Raw genomic sequence first — 26,583 nt, 5'->3', positions numbered from 1 at the left:
TAAAAATCAGATAAACATGACGCCCAATACATTAACAACAGATTTAGTTAAAAAATATTCAGACATTCGTCAACATTCAGAAAAAATATGCGCTCCCTTGGAAATCGAGGATTATGTAGTGCAGCCGATTGTAGATGTCAGTCCTCCAAAATGGCATCTCGGTCACACGACCTGGTTTTTTGAAACTTTCATTTTACAACCTAATTTTCCCGGTTATAAAGTTTTTGATGACCAATATAATTTTGTTTTCAACAGCTATTACGAAACGATCGGAGCAAGGGTAATCCGCACTGACAGAGGGAATTTAAGCCGTCCCTCGGTTTCTGATATTTACAAATACCGGAAATATGTCGACGAACAGATGAAAGATTTCCTTCAAAGTGAATTCATGACCGAAAAAATAGAGCCACTATTAGAATTAGGCTTAAATCACGAGCAGCAGCATCAGGAATTGTTATTGACAGATATCAAATATATTTTAGGCCACAATCCACTTTTTCCGGTATATAAAAAAGAGGATATTGTACAGAAAAAACATTCCGGAAACACAGAAATGGTGAGGTTTTCAGAAGGGGTTTATGAAATTGGCTTTAACGGAGAAGGTTTCTGTTTTGATAATGAATTGGGAAGGCATAAAGTCTATTTAAATGATTTTGAAATCGCCAGCCAACAGGTTACCAACAGAGAATATTTAGAATTCATGGAAGCCGGAGGATATGAAGATTTCAGATATTGGCACGCCGAAGGCTGGGACTGGGTGAAGCAAAACAACGCTAAATCTCCGTTATACTGGCATTTTATCGATGGTAAATGGATGAATTATACCTTAAATGGTTTGCAGGAAGCAGATCTCGATGATGCCGTTTGTCACATTAATTTTTACGAAGCTTCCGCCTTTGCATCGTGGAAAGGAATGCGCTTGCCAACCGAAGCGGAATGGGAAGTGGCATCCGACAATTTTGATTGGGGAAACCGCTGGGAATGGACAAATTCGGCCTATCTGCCTTATCCTGATTTTAAAAAAGAACCCGGTGCAGTCGGGGAATACAACGGGAAATTTATGGTCAATCAAATGGTTTTACGTGGCGCTTCCGAAGCAACGCCTCCAGGTCACAGCAGAAATACCTATCGTAATTTTTTCCAAACCGGCTTAAAATGGCAGTTTACAGGAATAAGATTAGCTAAATAATGCCAATGATCACAGTAGAATCGGTTTCAAAGAATTTTAACGGAAAACCCGCAGTTGACAATATTTCTTTTCAGGCTCATGATAAAGAAATATTGGTGCTTTTGGGAACCAGCGGTTGCGGAAAAACAACAACCTTAAAAATGATTAATCGCTTAATAGAAGCCGATTCGGGTAATATTTTGATTGATGGCAAAAATATCCGTGATCAGAAAATAGAAGAATTAAGAATGGGAATTGGCTTTGTCATGCAGCATTCCGGGTTATTTCCTCATTATAGCATTAAACAAAACATCGCCGTCGTTCCGGAATTGCTAAAATGGGACAAAAAAAAGACAGAAAGCAGAACAGAAGAGCTTTTACATAAGCTTCATCTTTCCGAAGATGTACTTTCCCGTTTTCCCAGCGAATTGAGTGGTGGCCAGCAGCAACGTGTCGGCATTGCAAGGGCTTTGATCGCCAATTCACCGATTTTGTTGATGGATGAGCCTTTCGGCGCGTTAGACAATATCACCAAAGCGGATATTCATTCAGAATTTAAATCATTGGAAGAGCTTAAAAATAAAACCATTATTTTGGTCACTCACGATGTTCAGGAAGCTTTTGAGCTGGGACATCGGATCTGCTTAATGGATAAAGGGAAGATTGTTCAGACAGGAACTCCAAAAGAAATGCTTTATCATCCTGAAAATGATTTTGTGAAAGATTTTTTCGCCGAAAACCGATTATTATTGGAATATAAAGTGGCGACATTAAGAGATATTAATGATTTTAATTCAGAGAGATTATTTGATGAATTTAATTTTACGGAAAACACCAATATTTGGAATGCTTTACAAAAATTAAGTTCAGACCATAAAAATACGGCGCATTACGAAAACCTGATCAGGGCTTTTAATGAATACAGAAAATTACAGATCGCATGATACAGCAAAGTTTTTGGCAGTTTATCGCTGAACAGCAGGAAAAGTTGCTCACTCAGGTTGTACAGCATCTTGGGCTGACCTTTTTGTCATTGTTTCTGGCGATTATTGTGGGGGTACCTTTAGGAATTCTGATCGCCCGAAAACGAGAACTTTCAAGCTCGGTTCTTGGTGTTGCAGGGATTTTACAGACCATTCCGAGCATTGCTTTGCTGGGTTTTATGATTCCCGCTTTTGGAATTGGTGCGACACCCGCCATCGTCGCATTGCTGATCTACGCGCTTTTACCAATCATCCGCAATACCTATACAGGAATTACAGAGGTAAATCCAATCGTTATTGAATCCGCAAAAGCGATGGGAATGAATAAAAGCCAGCTTCTTTTTAAGGTTGAACTTCCCTTGGCAATGCCCATTATCATTGCAGGAATAAGAACCGCGGCTGTAATTAACATTGGTGTGGCAACATTAGCTTCATTTGTTGCAGCAGGAGGTTTAGGTGAATTTATCTTCGGCGGAATTTCCCTGAATAACACCAATATGATTTTGGCAGGCGCAATTCCTGCAGCATTATTGGCTGTTTTGCTGGATCAGACGATTGCCGTTATACAAAAATCAGGGTATCAATTATTTCAAAAATTAAAATATATTGTTCCCGCCATATTAATTATTCTTGGAATTGCCTATTTGTTGACTTCCGTTTCAGACAATAAGATTAAAGCAGGTTTTACCCCGGAATTTATGGGAAGACAGGACGGTGATTTGGGTTTGCGCTCTGTTTACGGATTAAATGCAAATCCTAAAGTGGTCAATGATGCCGTAATGTACAAAGCAGCTTATGAAGGCGAGCTTGATCTGATCAGCGGATATTCTACCGACGGTAGGATCAAAGCGTTTGATTTGTATGTTTTAGATGATGATAAAAAAATATTTCCGCCCTATTTTGCGGCTCCGATTATTAAGACTAAAACATTGTCGAAATTTCCTGAGCTGGAACAGACTCTGAATTTATTAGCGGGAAAATTCAACGATTCAATCATGACAGATTTAAATTATAAATCTGATTATCTCCACCAAACGCCGGAAAAAATTGCCAAAGATTTTTTAATTAAAACTCAATTATACAAAAATCCACAAAACGGAAATTCCGGAACAATAAAAATAGGGTCAAAGATTTTTGGCGAGCAATATATACTCACAGAAATGTACAAAATGCTGATTGAGGGCTACACCAATTATAAAGTTGAAACAAAAACAGGTTTGGGAGGAACCAAAATCTGTTTTGATGCTCTAATGAATGACGCCATCGATTTTTATCCCGAATATACAGGAACCGGGCTTTTAGTTTTATTAAAACCGACCGCACAAACTATTAAAACCGTTTCTCAAAGCGCTGAGAAAACTTACCAGTACGTTAATTCAGAATTCAAAAAGCAATACGGAATTCAATGGCTGAAACCGCTCGGATTTAATAATTCTTATGCCTTGATGATGCGCAAAAAACAAGCGAAAGAATTGAACATAAAAACCATATCAGAACTTAAGAGTTATCTTGATTCAAATTAATGTGGTACCTGTTTTGCAGATATTTTTCTTAAAAATAAATATAAAAGTTTATAATTATAAAAGAAACGATTTAAACAGGTAAAAAATAACTATTTTTTCGAAATTTGTGAGTATTTTTGAAACATAAGTAAATATAAATAATTATTGATTTTACGTTTCTATGATATTAATTGTTGATGATAATCAAAGTAATCTTTATTCACTGAAAAAATTATTGCAATCTAAAGATTTTCAGGTAGATATAGCAAGCTCAGGGGAAGAGGCATTGGGAAAAGCATTGAAAAATAATTATGCTTTGATTATTCTGGATGTGCAGATGCCCGATATGGATGGATTCGAAGTGGCCGAAACATTGGCCGGTTACAGTAAAACAAAGGAAATACCCATCATATTTTTATCGGCCGTAAATACCGAAAAAAGATTTATAACCCGCGGATATGCCTCAGGTGGTAAAGATTATGTCACAAAACCGATTGATTCAGAAATTCTATTGCTTAAAGTAAAAACTTTTTACAATCTTCAGGAGCAGAATCTTGCGATGAAAAAAACGCAGCAGAGCCTGGAAATGGAGGTGAAGGGAAGACGGGAATCGCAGGTCACCATGAAATCCCAGATCGATCATTTTCATTTGATGCTCGAATCTCTGCCGCAAATTGCTTTTACATTAAATGAAGAAGGAACTGTTGATTTTGTCAACCGTAAATGGCACGAATATTCCGATTCTGAACAGGAATTCCCTGAAACCCATCCTGATGATTTTAATATTATGGAAGAGTTTGAAAGATGCCGGAAAAAGGGTAAAGCGCTTGAATTGGAGGTTAGGATAAAAAACCTTGAATCAGGTGATTACCGGTATCATTTATTACGCGTAACGCCCGTTTATGATGAAAATATCATTAAAAACTGGGTCGGAACATTTACAGATATTGAAGATCAGAAAAAAGTAGAAAAAGAAAAAGATGAATTCCTGAGCATTGCCAGCCACGAGCTTAAAACCCCTTTAACAAGCATTAAAGCTTACGTTCAGCTGCTGGACCGTAAATTAAAGCTTGATAAAGAAAGCGCGGAAGCCAATTTCCTGGTAAAAGTTCAGGATCAGATCGAAAAGCTCAACAGCTTGATCACCGATTTATTAGACGTTTCCAAAATCGAAAACGGAAAGCTTAAAATCAATAAAAAACCTACGAATCTTGAAAACGTAATTCAGAATGCAATTGACACCATATTGCAGACTCATGAAAACCGTCAGGTAAAAATCGACTGGCACGGAATGAAGCCCGATATTCTGATTCCTCTTGATGAAATCCGTATTGAGCAGGTTTTAATTAATTTCTTAACGAATGCCATTAAATATTCTCCTCAAAATAATCAGGTCATTGTAACGACTTTCGTTGATGAGGAAGAGCAGGAAGTAAAAGTAAATGTCACCGATTTCGGGATCGGAATTCCGGATTTTAAGCAGGACGCTGTTTTTCATAAATTTTATCGTGTAGAAGAGTCTTCGCTGCAGTTTCAGGGAATGGGAATCGGGCTGTTTATTTGTTCCGAAATCATCAAGCAGCACCACGGAAGCATTGGTGTTTCTAGTAAAGTAAACGAAGGATCTACATTTTATTTCACCTTACCTTTAAATTAATTTTCATGCCGAAAAAAATCATAAGAAATCTTCAGTTTGGAGTTGGTTTATCACTTTTGATCTTAATTGCGAGTTCAATAGCATCTTACATAAGTATTCAAAACCAAATGGATCACCGGGAAAGTCTGTCCCAAAGCCGCCGTTCTATTACCGCGGTAAAAGATGTTTTAATTGCACTTTTAGATGCAGAAACAGGGAACAGAGGTTTTCAGCTTACCGGAAAAGAGAACTTTTTAGAACCATATAACCGAAGCTTAAAGGATTATCCCAAAGCAATTGAAGCCGCAAAAGCTTTAGATATCACAGATAAAAACCAGCTTGACCGGTTAAACAGCCTCGAAAAAAATGTTAACAGCAACATCACTAATCTGAAACATTTTGTAGAAAACAGACGAAAAGGAATCGTTATGACCCAGGAGCAGGTTTTGTCGAGCAAAATGTATATGGACAGATGCCGTGAGATCGTTCGCAGCTTTGTAAAATATGAAGAAAATCAATTAGAATTAAAAAATAAAGATCTGAACCGCTCTTCGGGCACGACGGTGTTGTTTATTGTTTTTTCGGCAATTGCAGCCATCGTTGTCACCATCTTTTTCTATGTTAAATTACGGGCGGATTTAATTCGCAGAGACAAGCTTGAAAGAGCTTTAAAAGCAAAAGATTTGGAGATCAGCAGACGTGTAAGCGCGATTCAGCAAATTGCAAACAGGGTTGCAAATGGTGATTACAGCCAGAAAGCACTTGATAATTCACAGGACGATCTTGGAGACCTTGCAGATTCTTTAAATCATATGACGGATTCTTTAAAAAAATCATTTGATAAGATCAATAAAAGTGATTGGCGTCAGAAAGGTCTGGCTTTATTAAATGAATCTCTGGTCGGAAATAAATCTGTGAAAGAAGTTGCCGAAGAATCCCTAAATCAGCTCATTGGATACGGGAAATGCATCAATGGAGCATTGTACCTTGTTGACGACGGAATATTAAAGCTAAACACGGCTTTCGGTTTGGAAAATACCATGAAAAAATCGTTTGAACCCGGAGAAGGAATGGTCGGGCAGACATTTATACAGAAAAAAGTAAAGGTTTATAATGATCTTAATGAAGATGATTTTGCTGTAACTTTTGCGGGAAGTAAAATGAAAATCAGCGCAATAATGTTAATTCCTATTATTGTTGACGGGTACAATATTGGCGTGCTGGAGCTAAGTAAGGATGATAATTTTGATGAAGATCATATTGAATATTTCACAGAAAGCATCCGAAATATCGGTATTGCCTTAAATGCCGCAAAAGGTCGAGAAAAAGAGCAGCATTTACTGGAGGAAACTCAGGCTCAGTCAGAAGAATTACAGGTGCAGCATTCTGAAATGGAAAATCTTAATACTGAATTGGAAGCGCAGACCCAAAAGCTGCAGGCTTCGGAGGAAGAATTGAAAGTTCAGCAGGAAGAACTTATGCAGGCCAATGCTGAATTAGAAGAACGCTCAAGATTATTGGAAGATAAAAACCATATGATCGCCGAGCGCAACAATGAAATTCAGAAAAAAGTAGAAGAGCTCGCGTTAAGCACCAAATATAAATCCGAATTTTTGGCCAATATGTCGCATGAATTGCGTACGCCTTTAAATTCAATATTGCTTCTTTCCCGTTTAATGGCTGAAAATTCTGATGAAAACCTCAATGAAGATCAGATTGAATCTGCAAAGGTTATCCAAAGCTCAGGAAGCAGTTTATTAACTTTAATTGACGAAATTTTAGATCTTGCCAAAATAGAATCCGGTAAAATGACCCTGGAATACGAAAATGTGGTGATCGATGATGTGGTAAAAGATTTGAAAAACTTGTTTAATCCCGTTGTTAAAGAAAAAGGAATTGAATTTAATATTGAAATAGAAGATAATGTTGAAAAAAACATTGAAACAGACCGTCTCCGCGTAGATCAGGTTTTAAGAAATCTCCTGTCAAATGCGACAAAATTTACGACGAAAGGAAGCATTAGCTTAAATATTAAAAAAGATCCGAAAAATGATGATTTTATCATTTTCAGTGTAAAAGATACCGGAATCGGAATTGCAGAAGACAAGCAAAAAATTATCTTTGAAGCCTTTCAGCAGGCGGACGGCTCTACACGGAGAAAATTTGGCGGAACCGGTTTAGGCTTATCAATCAGCCGTGAAATTGCCAGATTATTGGGTGGCGAACTGACCCTTACCAGCAAAGTAAACGAAGGAAGCGAATTCAGCTTAATTATTCCTGTTAAGGCAGTATCTGAAACGGTTCAGCTTGAAACAGACCAGCACCTGATGGAAATTATTCGCGAAGATGTCGAAGAAATTCAAAATATCCTGGAAGACGGCGATGTACAATATACACTGCCTGCTAATAATTTAGGAATTCCGGAAAATGTGGAAGATGACCGTGAAAACATTACAAAAGATGACAAGGTAATATTAATCGTGGAAGATGATATTAATTTTGCCAAAGCGCTTCTGAAATATGCCCGCTTACAGAATTATAAAGGCATAGTTGCCGTAAGAGGCGATCATGCGTTATCTGCTGCCGTCCAGTATCATCCGTCGGCTATTTTGCTTGATGTTCAGTTACCTGTAAAAGACGGCTGGCAAGTGATGGACGAGCTGAAATCGACGCCCGAAACCAGACATATCCCCGTACATATGATGTCGGTTTTACATGTAAAAAAGGAAAGTCTGATGAAAGGAGCAATTGATTTTATTAATAAACCGGTGGCTTTGGATCAGATGACAGATATTTTCAGGAAAATCGAAGAGGCGCTCAGAAAATCTCCGCAAAAGGTTTTAATTGTTGAAGAAAATGCGAAGCATGCCAGCGCATTATCCTATTTCCTAAGCAATTTTAACATCTCGTTATCTGTAGAAAATAATGTTGAAGATTGTGTAAAAGCCTTAATCGGAGACGATTTTGACTGTGTAATTTTAGACATCGGAGCCTCAAAAGGAAAAGAATATAAGATCGTAGAATCAATCAAAAGTTATGAAGGGCTTGAAAATCTGCCGATCATTATTTTTACAGGACATCATTTAACGCAGGCAGAAGAGCTGAAGATCAAGCAATATGCGGATTCTATTGTTGTAAAAACAGCACATTCTTATCAGAGAATTTTGGATGAGGTAGGCTTATTTTTGCATCTGGTTGAAGAGAAAAACGGTTCTGAAACTATTAAAAACAAAGTCTTAGGTTCATTAACGGAAGTTTTAAGCGGCAAAAAGATTCTGATTACAGATGATGATGTGCGTAATATTTTTTCTTTAACAAAAGCTTTGGAAAAATATAAGGTTGAGGTCGTTCTGGCAATGGATGGTAAGCAGGCATTGGAAAGAATGAAAGAAAATCCGGATATTGATGTTGTTTTGATGGATATGATGATGCCTGAGATGGATGGCTATGAAACCATTAAGGAAATTCGTAAAACACCGATGTTTACAAGGCTTCCGATTATCGCTATTACTGCAAAATCGATGATTGGCGACCGTGAAAAATGTATGGCGGCAGGAGCGTCGGATTACATCTCAAAACCCGTGGATATTGATCAGCTGGTCTCTTTGCTGCGTGTTTGGTTATATGAAAGTTAAACAGTTTTAATCCTGATGAATAAGAAAATTTTAATTGTGGACGATGATCCACGGAATATATTTGCGCTCAAATTAACTTTGAAGTCTCGAGGTTATCAGATTGAAAGCTGTACAATGGCCCGCGAAGCGATACAGATGCTGCAGAAAGATAATGCAATAGATGTTGTTCTTATGGACATGATGATGCCTGAAATGGACGGCTATGAAGCGATCAGAATCATACGTAATACACCATCAATCAGTAGAATACCTGTTATTGCCGTTACGGCACAGGCGATGCCCGAAGATCGTCAGAAAAGCCTTGACGCGGGAGCACAGGATTACGTATCAAAGCCTATAGACATTGATCAATTAATAAATGCTATTGAAAAATTATCCTAAATGCTAGAACCAAGCATCGTAAAAGACGAAGAAGTAGAATACCTCATAAAAGATGTTTATGACATGTATGGCTACGATTTTTCCGAATACAGCAGGGCTTCTTTTAAGCGCAGGGTAAATCGTATCTGCCTGATTGACAGGTTTACCAGTTTTGCAGAATTGCGTTATACGATTCTTAATGATCCGGAGTATCTCAAACGTTTTGTAGAAGAAATTACAGTAAATGTAACAGAAATGTTTCGTGATCCTCAATTTTTTAAAACATTAAGGGAAAAAATATTGCCGCAATTGGGAACATATCCGTTGATCAGGGTTTGGGTGGCGGGCTGCTCGACAGGCGAAGAAGCGTACTCGATGGCGATTTTACTAAAAGAAGCCAATCTTTACGATAAATCACTCATTTACGGAACGGATCTTAATCCTTCGGTGTTAGAAACGGCCAGATCAGGCGTTTTCCCGTTGCAGCAGATGAAGCTGTATTCTGAAAATTATATTCTGTCTGGGGGGAAAAAAGATTTTTCAGATTATTATACAGCGAATTATGACAGTGTAAGATTTGATAAAAGCTTACAGGAAAAATTGATTTTGTCTACTCATAATCTGGTTTCTGACAGCTCGTTCAACAGTTTTCAATTAATTATCTGCCGTAATGTATTGATCTATTTTGACAGAGGATTACAGGAACGTGTTTTTCGTCTTTTTGATAATAGCCTTGAAAATCTGGGGTTTTTGGCTTTAGGAGCGAAAGAAACACTAAGATTTTCTAAATTAGATAAAAATTATCATCAGATCGAAGATCAGAAGATCTGGAAAAAGCTAGATCATAATTAATCGCATAACCATGAAAACTGAAAGCTCAAATACAGAATTAATCGTGATAGGAGGGTCTGCGGGCAGTCTGCAGGTTATTTTGCAGATGATTAAAAAATTGAATCTTGAAATACCGTTTCCTCTTCTGCTGGTTCTCCACCGCAAGGCGCATTCCACCAATATTCTTCCTGTTTTGCTGCAGCAGTTTTCATGTATGGAAGTTATTGAGATTGAGGATAAAACGGAGATTCAAAACAATAAGCTGTATATCGTTCCTGCAGATTATCATTTGTTGTTTGAAAGTAAAAAATTAATGTCTCTGGACAGTTCAGAGAAAGTGAATTATTCAAGACCGTCGATTGACGTAACTTTTAAATCCGCAGCGGAAACTTTTGGTGAAAACCTTGTCGGCGTTCTGCTATCGGGTGCAAATGCTGATGGAGTGGAAGGCCTGGCCTACATCAAAAAAAATAAAGGCAAAGTCTGGATTCAGGATCCGGCAACGGCTGAGGTAAATTATATGCCGCAACATGCCATAAATGAAATTACGTGTGATCAGATCATTACACCAGGCAATTTAGCTGATTTTATTAATGGTCTTTAATTATAAAAAAAGGAACGTAAGATTTAAATATAACTTATATGAGTAAAAAGAAAATTTTGATTTTTGATGATGATAAAACTATTTTGGAAGTTATTACCATCATTTTTGAGGAAAATGGTTATCAGGTCGAAATTTCAGAAACATCGCATGATATAATAGAAAAGGTCACTCAATTTAAGCCGGATGTTATTTTAATGGATAACTGGATACCGAATATAGGCGGTGTTGCGGCGACAAACCTTCTGAAAAGCCATGAAGAGTTTAGTACTATTCCGGTAATCTATGTGACGGCAAATAACGATATTGTGGCTTTGGCTGAGCAGGCCCAGGCAGATGATTATGTCGCAAAACCATTCAATCTGGATGATCTGGAAGGAAAAGTTGCCAAATATCTTGAAGAGCAGATTTAGTATAAAAGTAAGGAGACTACATTTTAAATATAGTCTCCTTATGTTTTGATATTGAATTTATTTTTTCTGAGCTTTTAAGGCTATAATTTCTTCTTTTAACTCCTGGATTTCCTTTTTCAAGAGATTAATGTAATCTTGTTGATTTTCAAGGACAAAATCAGGGATATTGTAGAAATAATTATTACTTGCTGAATAATTTCCAGATTGATTGTCATAATTATTAACCTGATGTATTGAAGAATCATCTTCTTTAATATCTTCTACATTAGTATCTAATGCTTTTGCCATATGTTCCCATTCTTCATCTGAGATTTTGATTTCTCCTTTTTCTCTTCTTTGGTATTGTGATTGAGTCATATGTAATATTTTTGCCATGTTTTCCTGAGTGTGCTTCTTTGCTTTTCTCGCTTTAATCAGTTTTTCTTTTACCATTGTATCTTTTTTGTGTTAGTGCAAATATATTATTTATGTGCCGAATTCACATAAAATTCACATAAAAACCTTGAAATTATTTCAAACGTGTTTGATATTTTTGAATCGTCAAATAAATAAAAAAACAGGACAAATGAAAAAATTAGAAAAATTAGTAAGCTTTCAGCTTGAAAATGAAAAATTAGTAAATGTTTTTGGAGGGCAAGGAGGTCCGGCTAAACCAAGTTTAGGATTAGATCCATCAGTTACTGGTGGTGGAGAAGTTGAACTGCCCTCAGGTCCCGGAGGTGCATGTGTATGTACAGGTTATACCAGTGATTTAGATTTTCATAATGGAGCAATGGGTTATAATGGAACATATCCAATAAATAAACCTTGTAACTAAATTTTAAATAAATGAGAAGTACCAGTACTTCTCATTTATAATATATCAATTATTAATGAAAAAAATACTAATATTTCTATTTTTTATAGTTAACCTTGTAGCGAAAGCTCAGGGATTTGAATTAAAAGACAAACACCTTCTTAAATATTATGCTTTAACGAATGAGGCAGAAAATAAGATTATCATTAATGATCTAACGGGTGCTAATAATCTATATAAAGAAGCGTTTAAAGAATTTAAATATCCTCATGCAAAAGATTTACAAAACAGCATGAACGTAGGTTTAAAAACAAAAGATTTGGAAACTGCATATAAAAGTTATCAAATTCTAAAATGTTTAGGACAAAACTTTAGTGATAATTTTTTAGCTGAAAATTTTAAAGATTCTAAAAACTTTAAAACAGTACCCTGTAAGAATACTATAGACTTGAAGTATAAAAAGAATTTAGATTCATTATATAAAATTGATCAATATTACAGAAAGTTGTCTAACGGAAATTATCAGGCTTATAAAAAAGAACTTACTAAAAATGACAGTATTGCGTCTACTAGTTTGCTTAAACTAATACAAAAAAAAGGATTTCCGAATGAGTATAATATTGGACTGGCTTCGTCGGATAATATGTTCTATCAAAATTTTTATTTTATTATTTGGCATCAATTAGCAAGTAATCTTTACAGTAGTCAGAAGGTTAATTTTTCTGATGAAATAGTAAAGGCTTTAAATAAAGGAAAGATAAGACCTGATATTGCGGGACAATTATTTGATTTAAATAACGCGACAAACAATTATTCTTTTTTTAAAATTTATCAATTCTCTATAAACAATGGCAAAATTGATTGTTGCTATATATCTGAAGCAATTTTGCCTGAAAAAAGAGCGGCAAAAGTAAGTATTAAAATAAATGAGATCAATCGAAAAAGAAAATTGATAGGGTTGTCAACAACTGAAGAAGAAGTTCGTAAAAATATTTTCTTTTTAAATAATAAAGATTACGTTTTCACAAGTATTTCAATAGAGGGATTTCAGTTGAAGAATGATAGTGATGCTGAAAATATGAAAAAGTATTTAATTAAATTAAATGATATTACTCATTAGTGTTGATAATGATACTATGATCGATGAAATATGCTCTTGGTTGTCTTATCAAAATAAAGAATTTGTCCGGTTAAATGAAAATCAACATATCACAAAAGTATTTTTTGACCTTACTAATAATATTTTTAAAATTTTCATAAATGATACAGAATATGATTTGAAGGATTTCAAATCAGTTTTTTATAGAAATGGTGGGATTTATTACAATGTAGTCAAAGAAGAAATTGATAAAAATTTAATTGAATTTTATAATTCAGAGTTTAAATCTATAACAGAGTTTATTTGTTATTATTTAAAGATAAACGGAGCAAATATATTTGGAAATCTCTTTACAAAAGAAGTAAACAAATTAGAAGTTCTATTTTTAGCAAAATCTTTAGGCTTAAAAATAGCAGATACTTATATTTTATCACAGGTAAAAGATTTTAAAAAGATTGATACTTCTAAAGAATATATAACAAAAGCCGTTTCCGAAATGAAGCCTATCTTTATTGAAAATGAATTGTACTTAAACTATACTCACGAAATAAATCTTGATGAAATTCAGGATAAAAAAGAAAATATTATACCATCTCTTATTCAAGAAAAAATTAATAGGACATACGAAATAAGGGTGTTTTTCTTTAAAAAAAAGATTTGGGCAATTGCTACTTTTGATTTTTCAGAGAATATTGACATTAGGAATATAAAGGACAGTGACAAAAAATATCTTCCTTGTGAGCTTCCAATTGAGATACAGAGAAAGATCTATAAGATGTCAAAAATACTGGATCTAAAATGCGGTACGATAGATTAATAAAATCAGACGATAATTATTATTTTTTAGAAGTAAATCCACTAGGACAGTTTCATCAGGTCAGTTATTATGGAAACTATCAGATAGAAAAATATATTGCAGATTTATTATGAAAGACAAAGATAATTTACACTTAAAAGGAATTGAGTTTTCAATACAAGAATGGAAAAAAAGTAATAATATTTCTGAGGTTAAATATTCTAAAAATACAGAAAAGAAAAGCAATAAAACGAAAGTTTTCCGTTCATCAAAACATTATTCCCTCTTATATTAGACATGTTTTTAAAATTATTTGATTCAACCAAAATTACTAAAGGTGCAAAAAGGTCTATTATTTTTGACACCAATACAGGTTTTCTACAATTAATTCCGAATGCTTTTTTTGATTTACTATCAAATGACCAGCAAAATTATTCTGTATTAAAAAAACAGTTAGATGATGACAGCTTAGAAACCTTAGAAGAATATCTTAACTTCATTTTAGATAATAACTTAGGAATTCTTGTATGTTCTAAAAAAGAATTATTAAGTTTTCAAAGTATATCTGTTTTCAAAGAAACTCCTTCCAATGTTGATTATTTAATTTTAGATGTTAATAATTCTGATATTTTTGATGATAAGTTAGTACATCAAATTTGTGGTTTAAAAATTAAATACTTACAAATTAGATTTTCAGAAGGATTGGAAGTAAACGAAATAACAGAAATAATTACTAAAATACAGAAGTTTAATGATTCTAATATAAATGAAATTTCAATTATTGTAAAATATGGTTATCAACTGTTTTCATTTATTAAAGAGAATCATTACGGGGTTTCAGATAAATTTCTCCACTTCATCTTGCATTCATCCAATGAGGAGGATTTTCAAACATTAGATCATACTTATTTAACCCTTATTAAAAACGAAATTAAAATTCCTTTAAGTTGTGGGTTAATTGATTTAAAAAATGTTAATCTTAGTCGTAATTTTTATTTAGAATCACAACACCACAACTCCTGCCTTCATAAAAAGATTTCAATTGATGCTAACGGAAACATTAAAAACTGCCCGTCAATGCCCCAAAGTTTTGGAAATATAAAAGACACAACTTTAGAAGAAGCTTTACAACATAAGGATTTTAAAAAATACTGGAATCTCACTAAAGACAATATAGAAGTCTGCAAAGATTGTGAATTTCGATATATCTGTACAGATTGCAGAGCTTATACAGAACGCACTCATGATAACGAAGGACTAGATACATCCAAGCCTTTAAAGTGTGGATATAACCCTTATGCCGGTGAATGGGAAGAATGGAGTACAAATCCTCTTAAACAAAAAGCTCTCAGACATTATGGAATGCAGGAGCTTGTACATAAAAAGTAAGGAGACTACATTTTAAATATAGTCTCCTTATGTTTTGATATTGAATATAATTAATGTGATTCCTTTAAAAATCTTCCGTCAGGAAATTGAGCTATAAGAGATAAATTTATATTGAAATTTGGTGTGTTGCTTATAGATCTGTAAATAAAGGTGATAACCTGTCGCTTTTTCAAGCTGAGATCAATCTCACGTATCAATTTATAATTCAGTGTTCAAATGGATTACGCTAACTTTACGTTAATAGCATTTAAACCTCTGTCTCCCTGTTGAGTTTCAAAAGTTACTTTGTCGTTCTCACGAATAGTTCTTGTATCTAATCCTGAAGAATGTACAAAAATGTCCTTACCTCCGTCTGCTGGAGAAATAAATCCGAAGCCTTTTGCTTCGTTGAAAAATTTTACTGTGCCTTGTTGCATTGTATTATTATTAAAAAATTGTTATTACTATTTAATTAATCGGAATTGATGTTTTTAACCATTAAATCCCGATATCTTTTTCTGTTAGATTGTGTATTGAAATGTCTTAATTGGTTTTGTGACAGGTATTTTAAAACCTGCGGTTTCCTTTTTTTTAGCAAAATACACAGATTGCTGATTTGTTTCTGTTGAAGAAATAATTTCCACGGGATTATTAAGTAGAGGCTCAGCGAATTTTCTGATATCTACCGGCATTGTTGTGGAAAAAAACAATGTCTGCCTTTTCGGAGAAACCATTTTCATGATTTTTTTCACGTCCTCCGCAAATCCCATTTCGAGCAGCTTATCTGCATCATCCAATACAAGAATTTCGAGCTTGGAGAGGTCAATATGCCTTTGATTGGTTAATTGCAGCAGTCTTCCCGGTGTTGCGATAAGCACATCCACTCTTTTTCTAAGATCCGCAAACTGACTTCCCTGCGATGAAGATTCATCAAAAAGTGAAAGCTGCGATAATGGAAGATATTTGCTGTAGACTTTAATATTTTCTTCGATCTGAACAACAAGCTCACGGGTCGGAGTTAAAATTAAAGTTCGTATTTCGTTATGTTGTGGTGTATTTTTTTTAAGCAATTGAAGAATCGGCATGGCAAATGCCGCTGTTTTACCTGAGCCTTCCGGTGAAAATCCAATAATATCCTTACCCATCAGAATATGTGGAATCGCAGCATATTGTATTTCCGTAGGTTTTGAATATCCTGCTTCAGTAACGGCGCGGATAATAGGATTTATTAAATTTAAACTTTTAAAACTCATTGATAGTTATACCTGTTCTCGGGTTTTCTGAGCAAATTCTTCTCAGAATTTGAATTTTTGATGTATGGTATATGAAAAGGATGAATAAACCTGAAAAAATTTATTTTCTATTCATTTAATTTATTTTGCTTCCACTGTGACAATTTATTATTAAAATAAGAATTGTTCAACGTTGCAATTGCACTTCGCAATTATAAGGTAAGAGCTTTCTTCAACCCGTACTCTCATTAAACTTTTACTTCTACACAATGGAAAAAATATAATTTTAGGAGTAAACATACTTGTCTTTGCTATTTAAATTCTTTGTCAGAAAATTATAAAGTGTTCACACTTAGCAAAAAACATGGTCTGTTATAAATGCATTGCAAATGTACAATAAAGAAACTGAATTTAATTTATTGATTATCAGAAATATATTCGTAGCTTCCGCACGTTAACCGAATTGTTTGCATCTGGCGGATAATTTTAATCCCGAAAAGATATGCAAACTTCTTTACCTACGACCTATCCTGAGACACAAACTTTAGATTCCCGCACAAATCCCAACGTGAGGATTGCTTATTTTATCATGGTGCACCATAAGCCTGAAGTTTTTAAGGAAATGTTTCAGAAAATTTATGCGAGAGATCAATTTTACCTCATTCACATTGACAGAAAGGCAAGTCTGGAAATAACGGAGGAGATTCAGTTATACCTGATCCGGTTTCCCAATGCCTATATTCTCGAAAGCACAAATATTGTTTATGGAGGATTCAGCATGATACAGGCGGAGCTCAACGCCATAGAATTTTTATTAAATGTAAGCTCCGAATGGGATTATTTTATTAATTTAAGTGGTGAAGATTATCCGTTAAAATCCCAAAATATTATCAGAAAATTCCTTAGTATTAACAAAAACAGGAATTATATTTTTTACTACGATCAGAAATTTTACCGCCCTGATACACTTCAAAGGATAGAAAATTACTTTACGGAATTATCATATAAAATCTCATCTTTAATCTCCGACAGAGAATTTATGAAAGATGTAACTCCTTATATTGGTGGGAAATGGGTGATTTTTACACGCGAAACCTGCTCATTTCTTGTAAATAATGAAAAAGTTACTGATTTTGAAAAATTTTATCTTAATACTTTTCTGCCTGCAGAGTCATTCTTCCAGACGGTTCTTATGAATACTTCTTTTAGCGATATAATTATTAATGATGACAAAAGAGCAATTATTGAAAAGCCATTAATTAAAAAGCAAAATCCAAAGATTTTTATTGAATTATTACAATCCAATACTTATTTTTTTGTCAAAAACTTAAACTACAAAACCGATGAAAGTATTGTGAAATATATCGAAGAAAGCTATCATTTACCTTTACCCGAGGTTGACGAAATTGACAAAGAATTAAAAATAAATAAGCGCCAAAATAATTAATTTTAATTTTTTTGTCGTTAAAATTTATAAACAATAGCATTAATATTCATTCCTGCGCCCACAGAAGCGAATAAAACTACATCATTTTTCTTTATTTTATGCAATTCCAGCTCATCATTTAAAATCATTGTAAGCAAAGAAGGTATTGTGGCCACACTGCTGTTTCCTAACTTGCTGATTACCATTGGCATAATGTTTTCAGGAGGCGTAGTGCCATACAGCTGATAAAATCTGCTGACGATGGCTTCATCCATCTTTTCATTGGCCTGATGTATGATAATTTTGTCCAATTGGTCAATCGTATATCCACTTTTATCAAGACATTGCTTCATCGCATCCGGAACGTTGATAAGAGCAAATTCATATATTTTCCGGCCATCCATTTTGATATATTTTGTATCGCGGCAGGTATCGGTATTATATGATTTTCCGAAGTATAAAAAATCTTTTTCTTTAAGTGTATAAGATGCTGATAAATGAGATTTAATCCCGGAATTATCATCACTGGCTTCCAAAATAACCGCACCGGAGCCATCTGCATAGATCATACTGTCTCTGTCGTGAATGTCAACGACGCGGGAAAGTGTTTCTGCACCGATAACCAGACATCTTTTTGCAATACCGGATCTTATAAAAGCATTCGCCTGAATCACCCCTTCAATCCAGCCGGGACAACCGAAAAGAACATCATAAGCAACACAGAAATTATTTTTGATTTTTAATAAATGTTTTACTCTCGCTGCAAGGCTCGGAACCGTGTCAGACTGTACAGTTCCCAGACGCACATCACCAAAATTATGCGCAAATATGATGTAATCCAAAGTCTCGGGATCTATTCCTGCATTTTCTATGGCAGATTGAGCCGCAATTAATCCTAAATCTGAAGTAACCTGATCACTGCTGGCGTACCTGCGTTCTTCAATGCCGGTAATTTTTTTTAATTTGTCGGTAATAGACGCATTGTTTTCTTTTAAAACTAATCCTTCTTCATTAAAAAAAATATGTTTATCAAAAAATAAATTGTCAATAGTTTCTGATGGGATGTAATTGCCTACACCAATAATTTTGCTAGTCATCTTAAAATTTTATTTTCAGATCTTTACGAATTCCGAATAATTCGGTAAATATAATGATTAACACGTAAATGATGTCATTTCTATAGGAGATTTTTGTTATGTTAATCATTGCAGCCTGCCGATTATGATAAGCCTATTTTAAAAAAGATTCGCTTTAAAATGCCATTTACACGAAGTTTTTTTGAAATATATTCTTTAAAATTAAAATATTTCCATGATTTTTAAATTTAAAGATTTAAAATATAAACCGTTTATTAATTTTTTTTACCTGGAAAGAATTATGAGCAAAATATATTTGTTTTTGCTTTTTTGCTAGCTTTAAATCAACTAACATTAAATTTTCAAATAAAAATTTAAACCAGAATACGATTTTTATAAAAAAAAGAGCTTAAAATAAATTTATATTGAAATTTTAAACTTCATATGCAAGCAAGATTTTAAAATATTAAATTGACGAAATGAACTTATATATCGTACATTTAGTGGCAATAAAATAATTAAAATGAAGTTGTTTGATATGTTTACGGAGGAGATCGCAGTAGATCTGGGAACTGCTAATACACTGATTATTCATAATAATAAAATCGTTATTGACCAACCTTCTATTGTTGCCATAGACCGTTTCACGGGAAAGCCGATTGCCGTCGGAGAGCAGGCCAAGCTTATGCAGGGAAAAACCCATGAGAATATAAGGATAGTCCGGCCTTTGAAAGATGGAGTTATTGCAGATTTTCATGCTTCTGAACACATGATTAAAGAGTTTATTAAACAGATTCCGCAGCTTGGAGGGAAATTAATGCAGCCCACGCTGAGAATCGTAATATGCATTCCTTCAGGAATTACGGAGGTTGAAAAAAGGGCAGTCCGAGATTCAGCCTTAAAGGTCAATGCAAAAGAAGTAAAACTGATCTATGAACCCATGGCCGCAGCGATCGGAGCAGGTATTGATGTAGAAAGTCCGGAAGGGAATATGATTGTTGACATTGGCGGCGGGACGACAGAAATAGCAGTCATCGCACTTGGCGGGATCGTTTGTGATAAATCAATTAAAATAGCAGGCGATGTTTTTACCAATGATATTTCTTATTTTATAAGATCACAGCATAATTTGGATGTTGGTGAAAGAACTGCCGAGAGAATAAAAATTGAGATAGGTTCTGCGCTGGAAGAATTAGAATACCCTTTAGAAGATATTCCCGTGCGCGGGAAAGACCTGATTACCGGTAAGCCCAAAGAGATCATGATAAATTATAAAGAAATTTTTAAGGCTCTGGACAAATCCATCATGAGAATTGAAGACGCAATCATGGAAACGCTATCCCTTACCCCGCCGGAGCTTGCCGCAGATATTTATAAGACAGGGATTTTTCTTGCCGGAGGCGGTGCATTGCTTAACGGCCTGGCAGAGAGGATTCACAAGAAAACAGGATTGCCCGTATGTGTGGCTGAAGATCCTCTGCGAACTGTCGTCCGGGGAACAGGAATCGCTCTTAAAAACATCAATAAATTCAGGTTTCTTATGAGCAGTTAATGTTTTGACTTTTTAATTACTATTATAAATAACAAAACCGTGAAATTTATTATTTCATGGTTTTTTATTAACAGATTTTAAGGATGATTTTAAATTTCCACAGATTGATTATTATCTTTCTTTTGCTTTATGAATTGATAAACAGAACCGGCAATAAAAAATACCAGAAGAATTAAAAGTGTTCTTCCAATTATCGGGTCATTAATGTCTTTCGCTAAAGGGTGCCCGATTGGTACGCGCGTAAAAGTCTCATTCACAGTAGGGACCAATGATAAAAAGAAACTCAAGGACAGGCAGAAATTTTCGAAAAAACGAGCTTTGTTACTTTCTTTTTTTCTTACGTGAAGAAAATAGGCTGTCAATACCAACAGCAGAATGAAAACCGAGAAAACATGCCCCGCATTAAAACCTCCGTGTTTAGAAAGCCCAAGCGCTGTGATTGAGGTAATTACAGTTCCGTAAAAATATATTTTCCCTGATAATTTCCCCAAATGTATTTTACCGTATCTTACAAAAGCTACAATCGCGGCTACAATTGCAGCAACGCCAATAATTGTGTGAAAAATTCCTAAGTTTGATAAACCCATTTTATAATATTTTAAATTAATGTGAAAAAGTTGTTTTTTTAATATCCATTTTTAGATTTGATATTAAAAAGTGACTCTGCAAATTTCCGATACAGAAAACGGAATGAGTTTGTAAATCAGTTCAATTTTATGGCAATTCGGTCCAAAAAAAGCACGCCTAAATATCATTTAAGCGTGCTTTTCGAGAATTAAGTAATAACAGACTATTTTTTGAGCTTAAGGCGATAATTTGTGGGGGTAATCTGGTATTTATTGCTGAAGCTTTTAGTAAAATTAGCAAGATCATTGAATCCGCAATCAAATGCGATCTCAGTAATTCGTTTGTCAGAAACTGACAATAATTCAGCGGCTTTTTCGAGCTTTTTTGTTTTGATGTAATTGGCAGGTGTATCGTTGTATAATTTGGCAAATTCCCGCTTAAATGAAGAAACGCTTAAGTTATTTTGTGATGCCAGCTCTTCAATTGTTACCTGCGAAAATAGTTGTGATTCAATGGTTTGCTTAAAAATATAAGACTTTGGTGAAAAAAGCTGTGAGAGTATTTCCTGTATCGTTTCTGCATTTTGAGTTTGCGATAATAAAAGTATAATTTCCTTTAATTTTAAAATCAAAATATCTTCATTAACTAAAGATGGATTTTTGAAGTAAAATAATAACCCATCAATGTATTTCTGGATTAAAAAGTCATTGCTTATTATTTCGCTTGATGTATTTGAAATTATTTTTTTCGGAGCCTGAAGTAAAGAAGGCAGTTCTCTTTCATAAATTTTCTTTAATATATCAGGATAAAAAGTAACAATTACGAGTTCGCAACTGTCTTTTAGCCGAGAATTGCGGATTTGTTTTCCGGAATTTATACAGTTCAGAAATAGTGAATAATTAGTGGGTATATTGATTTCCTGCTCGTCAATTTGGTATTCAAAATCGCCTTCCAATACATATAAAAAGCAGGCCTGCTCAGTAACCGGAAAATCAAATGTAAACGGTGACTTCAATACAATTTTTTGTATCAGGGTTTTACCGTATAGATCATATTTTTTATAGTTATCAATCATAAAATTCTATCATATCTGTTTTTTTGCAAATATTTATTGTTGATATTCAAAATTACTGCTTTTTTGTTTGACATTTTTTGATATTTTAGCCTTAAATTCAAAAATTCCATTATGAAAAAAATAATTTTTATTCTTTGTATTATAGCCTCATTCCTTGTTGGATTTGCATTTAAATCTGTTACGGAAAATCCATTTAGTGATAAAAAAGTAACCGGAATCGGCGGGATTTTCTTTAAATGTAAAGACCCGAAAAAAATGATGAAATGGTACAGCGATCATTTGGGATTGAAAACCAATGAATATGGAGCTGTTTTTGAATGGTATCAGGGTGCGGATAATGCTAAAAAAGGATTTTCACAATGGAGCCCGTTTAAGGAAACAACCAAATATTTTGAGCCGTCAGAAAAAGATTTTATGATAAATTATCGCGTAGGAAATCTCGAAAAGCTGGTAGCAGAACTGCAAAAAGAAGGGGTTACGATTACAGATAAAATCGAAACCTACGAATACGGAAAATTTGTTCATATTCTTGATATTGAGGGAAATAAGATAGAACTTTGGGAACCTAATGATATTGAATATGAAAAATTGGGTAAAAGCATGGGAAGTGAAACCACAAAATAAGCTTATCCAAATAGTAAGTATTAACTGGCCTTAATTTTTAGTTTCCAATTATCTTGGGAACTAATTTTTTTTGTCTTTATGGCAGGCAATTTGTTAATTAAAACAAAAAGATATTATGAATAATAAAGTGAAAATAGCATTAGCATTGTTAGTTGGAGGATCTTTAGTTTTTTTAAGCAAAAGACGAAAAAAGAATAATAAACTAAAAAAATTCACAGCGCCTGACGGAAATATCTACAGAGAAAATCAAATTTATCGCACTTTTGATAATAAGCTTTACAAAAACGGAAAGCAGATTCATTTTGATGTCCCTGAAGCAGATTTACAAACTTCGGCCGCAAATAATTTTGAAGGCAATACGATAGAAAATATCTCTAGCTATCAAGCTCAAGCGGTGAATAAAAATGTAAATTACCATCAAAAAGGGAACAGGCATCAATAGAATTAATTTCATTTAAATATTCAAATTGCTTTAAAAATTACTACTGACAGACTCTTGTCACAACCATGAGGTATTTTTGTAGTAATTTAAAACAATAACAAAATGAATTTAGTTTCTATTCGTATTATTACTGCCGATATTGAAAAATTAATACAATTTTATGAACAGATAACAGGTTGTTCTGTCGTAAAATATGGTCCTGATTTTGCCGAACTAAAAATGAAAAACGCAACTTTAGCAATTGGCAGCATAAAGACACTGCAGTTTTTTGATGCGGAAAATATTGCTCTGGCTGCCCAAAATCACAGTGCCATAATAGAATTTATGGTAGATAATGTAGAAAATGTTTATGAAAGAATGACAGATTTTCTTCAACCTTATATTGTTCAAAAACCTACAGAAATGCCCTGGGGAAATAAATCTCTCCTGTTTCGTGACCCGGACGGTAATTTAGTGAATTTTTTTACTCCCGTCACAGCTGAGGCAATCAGTAAATTTGATGCTTAAATTAACAAACCAGAAAGAAATTGATTTATTACCTTTCCGGGTAATATATTGATCTGAATTCTTTATTTATAAATCACCCGCAATTGCGGGTGATTTCTTTTTTATGATCTAAAGCTTTTAAAGGCTATGAAGTGGTTTGTAAATATTTTTTCAATAGTAAAAATCGTGCTCTAGCAAATAAAGCAGCCTTATCCTTTCAGGACCCTTAACATACTGAGACTTTTCCATTTTTGTAAACTTTAAAACTTCTCCCAATTCGTACTCAAAATAAGCATTTTTTGATAATTTTTAAATCTTGGACCGAATAATTGTAAAAACTACACGTCTTAAATGTGCGTATTCTGATAAAAATGATTGTTTTTCTTAATAAATTTCTAAAAAAAATCAACAAAAATTAAAATTTTCTTATCATAAGATGGATATAAGTATATATTATTTTTTTAAGTGTTTATTTTACATTTAAATAACTATATATTAGGCTAATCTGAAATACTAATCATTAAAATCATGATAAGGTTATCATGATTTATATATCATTCTTATCATAAAAAATAGATATGTAAAATGTTGATATATAGTCCGTAGTATAGATTTTATTTTTTTTTCTCGATTGAATTTTTATATTTGTGATGTTACGTAAATGTTAATAAAAAATGAACCAGGATTTTATTCATACTTATGTTTCTGTTGATTGCGTGGTATTTGGATTTGATCATGATAACAGACTCAATATTTTACTTGTACACCGTTCCATAGACGATGTACCTGCAGACAAGCAGAGAAAACTGCCGGGTAGCTTAATTTTCAGCAATGAAGATGTTGACGATGCTGCCCATCGGGTTCTTCATGAGCTGACGGGAATAAAAAAAATGGTTCTTAAACAATTCAAGTGCTTTGCCGATCCGCTTCGGGCAAGCAATCAGAGTGATATCAAGTGGATGGGAACCGAGTATATGCATAATATTGACAGGATTATAACAGTGGCCTACCTTTCTTTATGTAAAATAGACCAAAAAATCAACAGCACCAAGTATGAGACCGTAGACTGGCATCCTATAGATCAGGTACCCGCATTGCCTTTTGATCATAATAAAATCATCAATGAATCTTTAACAGAAATAAGAAGATGGATTGAGACCGATTTCTCAATTATTTTTGAATTGCTGCCGAAAAAATTCACGATAAGACAATTGTATCAGCTGTACAGTTCTTTAAGTGAAAAACGAATTGACATTAAAAATTTTCACAAAAAGATTTCATCATTCAGCTATATTATTCCGTTGGAGGAAATTGAGACCAACGTTTCGCATCGCGCTGCAAGATATTACAGATTTGATGCTAAAATTTATAAAAAAAACAATACCAGACTAATAAAATAACACCATTTTTTTGAATTATGTATTTACTAGGATATGACATTGGCAGTTCATCCGTAAAAGTTTGTCTCATTGAGGCATCCAGCGGGAAAATTATTGCATCGGATTTTTCGCCAAAAAAAGAAATGAAAATCACTGCTGTCAATCCCGGCTGGGCAGAACAGAACCCTGCCGAATGGTGGTTAAATTTAAAGCTGGCACACGAATCTGTCATGCATGAATCGGGGATTAATGCAGAGGATATCAAAGGAATTGGTATAACGTGGCAGATGCACGGTTTGATTTTAGTTGATAAAGATCAGAACCTGTTGCGTCCGTCAATTATCTGGTGTGACAGCCGTGCTGTTGCGCATGGTGAAAAGGCTTTCAAGGAAATTGGTGAAGAGAAATGTTTATCGCATTTATTGAATTCACCGGGAAATTTTACCGCATCAAAATTAGCGTGGGTTAAAGAAAATGAGCCCGAAATTTTCGAAAAAATAGATAAAATAATGCTTCCCGGAGATTATATTGCCATGAGACTTTCCGGTGAGATAGGAATGACGATCGAAGGCCTGTCAGAAGGGATTTTCTGGGATTTTAAAAATAATTGTATTTCAGAGGATGTCATTAATTATTATGGAATTCCAAAAAGTTTTTTCCCTGAAATTATTCCGACTTTCGGGATTCAGGCAACAGTTTCTGCAGCCGCCGCTCAGGAATTAGGCTTAAAAGAAGGAACCCCGATTTCTTACCGGGCCGGAGATCAGCCGAATAATGCATTGTCGTTAAATGTTTTCAATCCGGGAGAAATCGCTTCAACGGCGGGAACTTCGGGCGTTGTTTACGGAGTTTCTGATCAGCTTGAATATGATAAATTGTCAAGGGTAAATACTTTTGCACACGTTAATTATACCCCTGAAGATATCAGATTAGGCGTTTTATTGTGTATCAACGGAACGGGAATTTTAAATTCATGGTTAAAGCACAATTTTGCGACCTCATTGTCTTCGTACGGCGATATGAATGATCTGGCTTCACTTTCACCGATCGGTTCCAAGGGTTTAAGCATTATTCCGTTTGGAAACGGAGCAGAAAGAGTCTTGGAAAACAAAGACACAAGCTGTTCCATTCACGGGATTAATTTTAATATTCATTCAAAAGGGGATATTCTCCGTGCCGCGCAGGAAGGAATCGTTTTTTCCTATGAATACGGGATGAATATTATGCGAAATATAGGTATGGATATCCAGGTGATCCGCGCCGGAAATGCCAATATGTTTTTAAGTTCAATTTTCCGTCAGACGCTTTCCAGTGTGAGTAATTCGGTAATTGAGCTGTACGATACAGATGGCGCTGTAGGTGCGGCGAGGGCAGCAGGAATGGGAGTCGGTTTTTATGCAGATTCTAAGGAAGCTTTTTCTTTCCTTGAAAAAATAGCCGTAATCGAGCCCGAACACGAAAAAAGAGAACAGTATTTAGAAGCCTATTCAAGATGGAAAAATCATCTTAATGAAATAATATAAATAGAATTTAACG

26 protein-coding genes are annotated in these 26,583 nt (G+C 34.3%); 20 read left to right on the top strand and 6 right to left on the bottom strand.

The genetic code is table 11. From position 1 onward, the window contains the following. Positions 1-16 precede the first annotated feature (16 nt). The 9 genes from egtB (at position 17) to BLT04_RS02240 (ending at position 11,129) form a co-directional block, all read left to right on the top strand. Entirely contained in the window at positions 17-1,189 is a 1,173-nt protein-coding gene (egtB, locus tag BLT04_RS02280) for an ergothioneine biosynthesis protein EgtB (RefSeq protein ID WP_089753276.1), read from the top strand. 5 nt (positions 1,190-1,194) lie between these two features. Beyond that, a complete protein-coding gene (locus BLT04_RS02275) occupies positions 1,195-2,112 on the top strand; it encodes an ABC transporter ATP-binding protein (protein ID WP_089754193.1) in 918 nt (305 codons plus the stop codon). After that, positions 2,109-3,674 (top strand): ABC transporter permease/substrate-binding protein, encoded by a 1,566-nt coding sequence (locus tag BLT04_RS02270; protein ID WP_089753274.1) that lies wholly within the window; start codon positions 2,109-2,111, stop codon positions 3,672-3,674. Before BLT04_RS02275 ends, BLT04_RS02270 begins: the two co-directional genes overlap by 4 nt. Positions 3,675-3,834: 160 nt before the next feature. Beyond that, positions 3,835-5,310: a hybrid sensor histidine kinase/response regulator gene (locus BLT04_RS02265; RefSeq protein ID WP_089753272.1), complete on the top strand. Its 1,476-nt coding sequence runs from the start codon at positions 3,835-3,837 to the stop codon at positions 5,308-5,310. 5 nt (positions 5,311-5,315) lie between these two features. Continuing rightward, positions 5,316-8,924: a response regulator gene (locus tag BLT04_RS02260; RefSeq protein WP_089753270.1), complete on the top strand. Its 3,609-nt coding sequence runs from the start codon at positions 5,316-5,318 to the stop codon at positions 8,922-8,924. Positions 8,925-8,960: 36 nt separating this feature from the next. Continuing rightward, complete coding sequence (locus BLT04_RS02255; protein ID WP_317040679.1) at positions 8,961-9,305, top strand: response regulator; 345 nt, start codon at positions 8,961-8,963, stop codon at positions 9,303-9,305. Then, positions 9,306-10,136 (top strand): CheR family methyltransferase, encoded by an 831-nt coding sequence (locus BLT04_RS02250; RefSeq protein WP_089753266.1) that lies wholly within the window; start codon positions 9,306-9,308, stop codon positions 10,134-10,136. A gap of 10 nt (positions 10,137-10,146) precedes the next feature. Continuing rightward, positions 10,147-10,719 (top strand): chemotaxis protein CheB, encoded by a 573-nt coding sequence (locus BLT04_RS02245; protein WP_089753263.1) that lies wholly within the window; start codon positions 10,147-10,149, stop codon positions 10,717-10,719. Positions 10,720-10,757: 38 nt separating this feature from the next. Beyond that, positions 10,758-11,129 (top strand): response regulator, encoded by a 372-nt coding sequence (locus BLT04_RS02240; protein ID WP_089753261.1) that lies wholly within the window; start codon positions 10,758-10,760, stop codon positions 11,127-11,129. A gap of 57 nt (positions 11,130-11,186) precedes the next feature. Here the strand turns inward: BLT04_RS02240 and BLT04_RS02235 are convergent, their stop codons facing one another. Beyond that, positions 11,187-11,561, bottom strand: a complete 375-nt coding sequence (locus BLT04_RS02235) for a helix-turn-helix transcriptional regulator (RefSeq protein WP_089753259.1) — start codon at positions 11,559-11,561, stop codon at positions 11,187-11,189. A 133-nt stretch (positions 11,562-11,694) separates the two neighbouring features. Between BLT04_RS02235 and BLT04_RS02230 the strand changes: the two genes are divergently transcribed. From BLT04_RS02230 to gwsS, 4 genes are all read left to right on the top strand, one after another. Next, the gene (locus tag BLT04_RS02230) at positions 11,695-11,946 is read left to right on the top strand and encodes a hypothetical protein (RefSeq protein ID WP_089753257.1); all 252 of its coding nucleotides are present in this window, start codon (positions 11,695-11,697) and stop codon (positions 11,944-11,946) included. A gap of 55 nt (positions 11,947-12,001) precedes the next feature. After that, positions 12,002-13,045 carry a hypothetical protein gene (locus BLT04_RS02225; RefSeq protein ID WP_089753256.1) on the top strand — a complete coding sequence of 348 codons (1,044 nt, stop codon included), beginning with the start codon at positions 12,002-12,004 and terminating at the stop codon, positions 13,043-13,045. Continuing rightward, on the top strand, positions 13,029-13,841 hold the full coding sequence (locus tag BLT04_RS02220) for a hypothetical protein (protein ID WP_089753254.1): 813 nt from the start codon (positions 13,029-13,031) through the stop codon (positions 13,839-13,841). Before BLT04_RS02225 ends, BLT04_RS02220 begins: the two co-directional genes overlap by 17 nt. 276 nt (positions 13,842-14,117) lie before the next feature. Then, a complete protein-coding gene (gene gwsS, locus BLT04_RS02215) occupies positions 14,118-15,209 on the top strand; it encodes a grasp-with-spasm system SPASM domain peptide maturase (protein WP_089753252.1) in 1,092 nt (363 codons plus the stop codon). Positions 15,210-15,430: 221 nt separating this feature from the next. Here the strand turns inward: gwsS and BLT04_RS02210 are convergent, their stop codons facing one another. Together BLT04_RS02210 and BLT04_RS02205 are read right to left on the bottom strand one after the other, a co-directional pair. Beyond that, a complete protein-coding gene (locus BLT04_RS02210) occupies positions 15,431-15,625 on the bottom strand; it encodes a cold-shock protein (RefSeq protein ID WP_089753250.1) in 195 nt (64 codons plus the stop codon). A gap of 84 nt (positions 15,626-15,709) precedes the next feature. Continuing rightward, on the bottom strand, positions 15,710-16,441 hold the full coding sequence (locus BLT04_RS02205; protein WP_089753248.1) for a DEAD/DEAH box helicase: 732 nt from the start codon (positions 16,439-16,441) through the stop codon (positions 15,710-15,712). A 481-nt stretch (positions 16,442-16,922) separates the two neighbouring features. Here BLT04_RS02205 and BLT04_RS02200 point away from each other — a divergent pair, with 481 nt between their 5' ends. Further along, positions 16,923-17,867 (top strand): beta-1,6-N-acetylglucosaminyltransferase, encoded by a 945-nt coding sequence (locus BLT04_RS02200; protein ID WP_089753246.1) that lies wholly within the window; start codon positions 16,923-16,925, stop codon positions 17,865-17,867. 17 nt (positions 17,868-17,884) lie between these two features. On the opposite strand, the gene BLT04_RS02195 is transcribed toward BLT04_RS02200, so the two are convergent. Then, positions 17,885-18,943: a 3-oxoacyl-ACP synthase III family protein gene (locus tag BLT04_RS02195; protein ID WP_089753244.1), complete on the bottom strand. Its 1,059-nt coding sequence runs from the start codon at positions 18,941-18,943 to the stop codon at positions 17,885-17,887. A 502-nt stretch (positions 18,944-19,445) separates the two neighbouring features. Here BLT04_RS02195 and BLT04_RS02190 point away from each other — a divergent pair. After that, positions 19,446-20,474, top strand: a complete 1,029-nt coding sequence (locus tag BLT04_RS02190) for a rod shape-determining protein (RefSeq protein ID WP_089753242.1) — start codon at positions 19,446-19,448, stop codon at positions 20,472-20,474. Between the two features lie 89 nt (positions 20,475-20,563). Here BLT04_RS02190 and BLT04_RS02185 read toward each other — a convergent pair whose 3' ends face one another. After that, entirely contained in the window at positions 20,564-21,061 is a 498-nt protein-coding gene (locus BLT04_RS02185) for a hypothetical protein (RefSeq protein WP_089753240.1), read from the bottom strand. Positions 21,062-21,264: 203 nt separating this feature from the next. Next, on the bottom strand, positions 21,265-22,116 hold the full coding sequence (locus BLT04_RS02180; RefSeq protein ID WP_089753239.1) for a helix-turn-helix domain-containing protein: 852 nt from the start codon (positions 22,114-22,116) through the stop codon (positions 21,265-21,267). A gap of 111 nt (positions 22,117-22,227) precedes the next feature. Here BLT04_RS02180 and BLT04_RS02175 point away from each other — a divergent pair, with 111 nt between their 5' ends. The 5 genes from BLT04_RS02175 to BLT04_RS02155 all read left to right on the top strand — a co-directional run bounded on the left by BLT04_RS02175 (position 22,228) and on the right by BLT04_RS02155 (position 26,570). After that, positions 22,228-22,740, top strand: coding sequence for a VOC family protein (locus BLT04_RS02175; protein WP_089753237.1), 513 nt, complete (start codon positions 22,228-22,230; stop codon positions 22,738-22,740). 115 nt (positions 22,741-22,855) lie between these two features. Further along, complete coding sequence (locus BLT04_RS02170; protein ID WP_089753235.1) at positions 22,856-23,182, top strand: hypothetical protein; 327 nt, start codon at positions 22,856-22,858, stop codon at positions 23,180-23,182. A gap of 102 nt (positions 23,183-23,284) precedes the next feature. Beyond that, positions 23,285-23,689: a VOC family protein gene (locus BLT04_RS02165; protein WP_089753233.1), complete on the top strand. Its 405-nt coding sequence runs from the start codon at positions 23,285-23,287 to the stop codon at positions 23,687-23,689. Between the two features lie 653 nt (positions 23,690-24,342). After that, positions 24,343-25,068: an NUDIX hydrolase gene (locus tag BLT04_RS02160; RefSeq protein WP_089753231.1), complete on the top strand. Its 726-nt coding sequence runs from the start codon at positions 24,343-24,345 to the stop codon at positions 25,066-25,068. Positions 25,069-25,085: 17 nt separating this feature from the next. Next, positions 25,086-26,570, top strand: coding sequence for a xylulokinase (locus BLT04_RS02155; protein ID WP_089753229.1), 1,485 nt, complete (start codon positions 25,086-25,088; stop codon positions 26,568-26,570). The last annotated feature ends 13 nt before the right edge of the window (positions 26,571-26,583 follow it).

The sequence above is a fragment of the Chryseobacterium soldanellicola genome, from assembly GCF_900100115.1.
Lineage (GTDB): Bacteria > Bacteroidota > Bacteroidia > Flavobacteriales > Weeksellaceae > Chryseobacterium > Chryseobacterium soldanellicola.
This window is presented reverse-complemented; position numbering and strand designations above follow the sequence as displayed.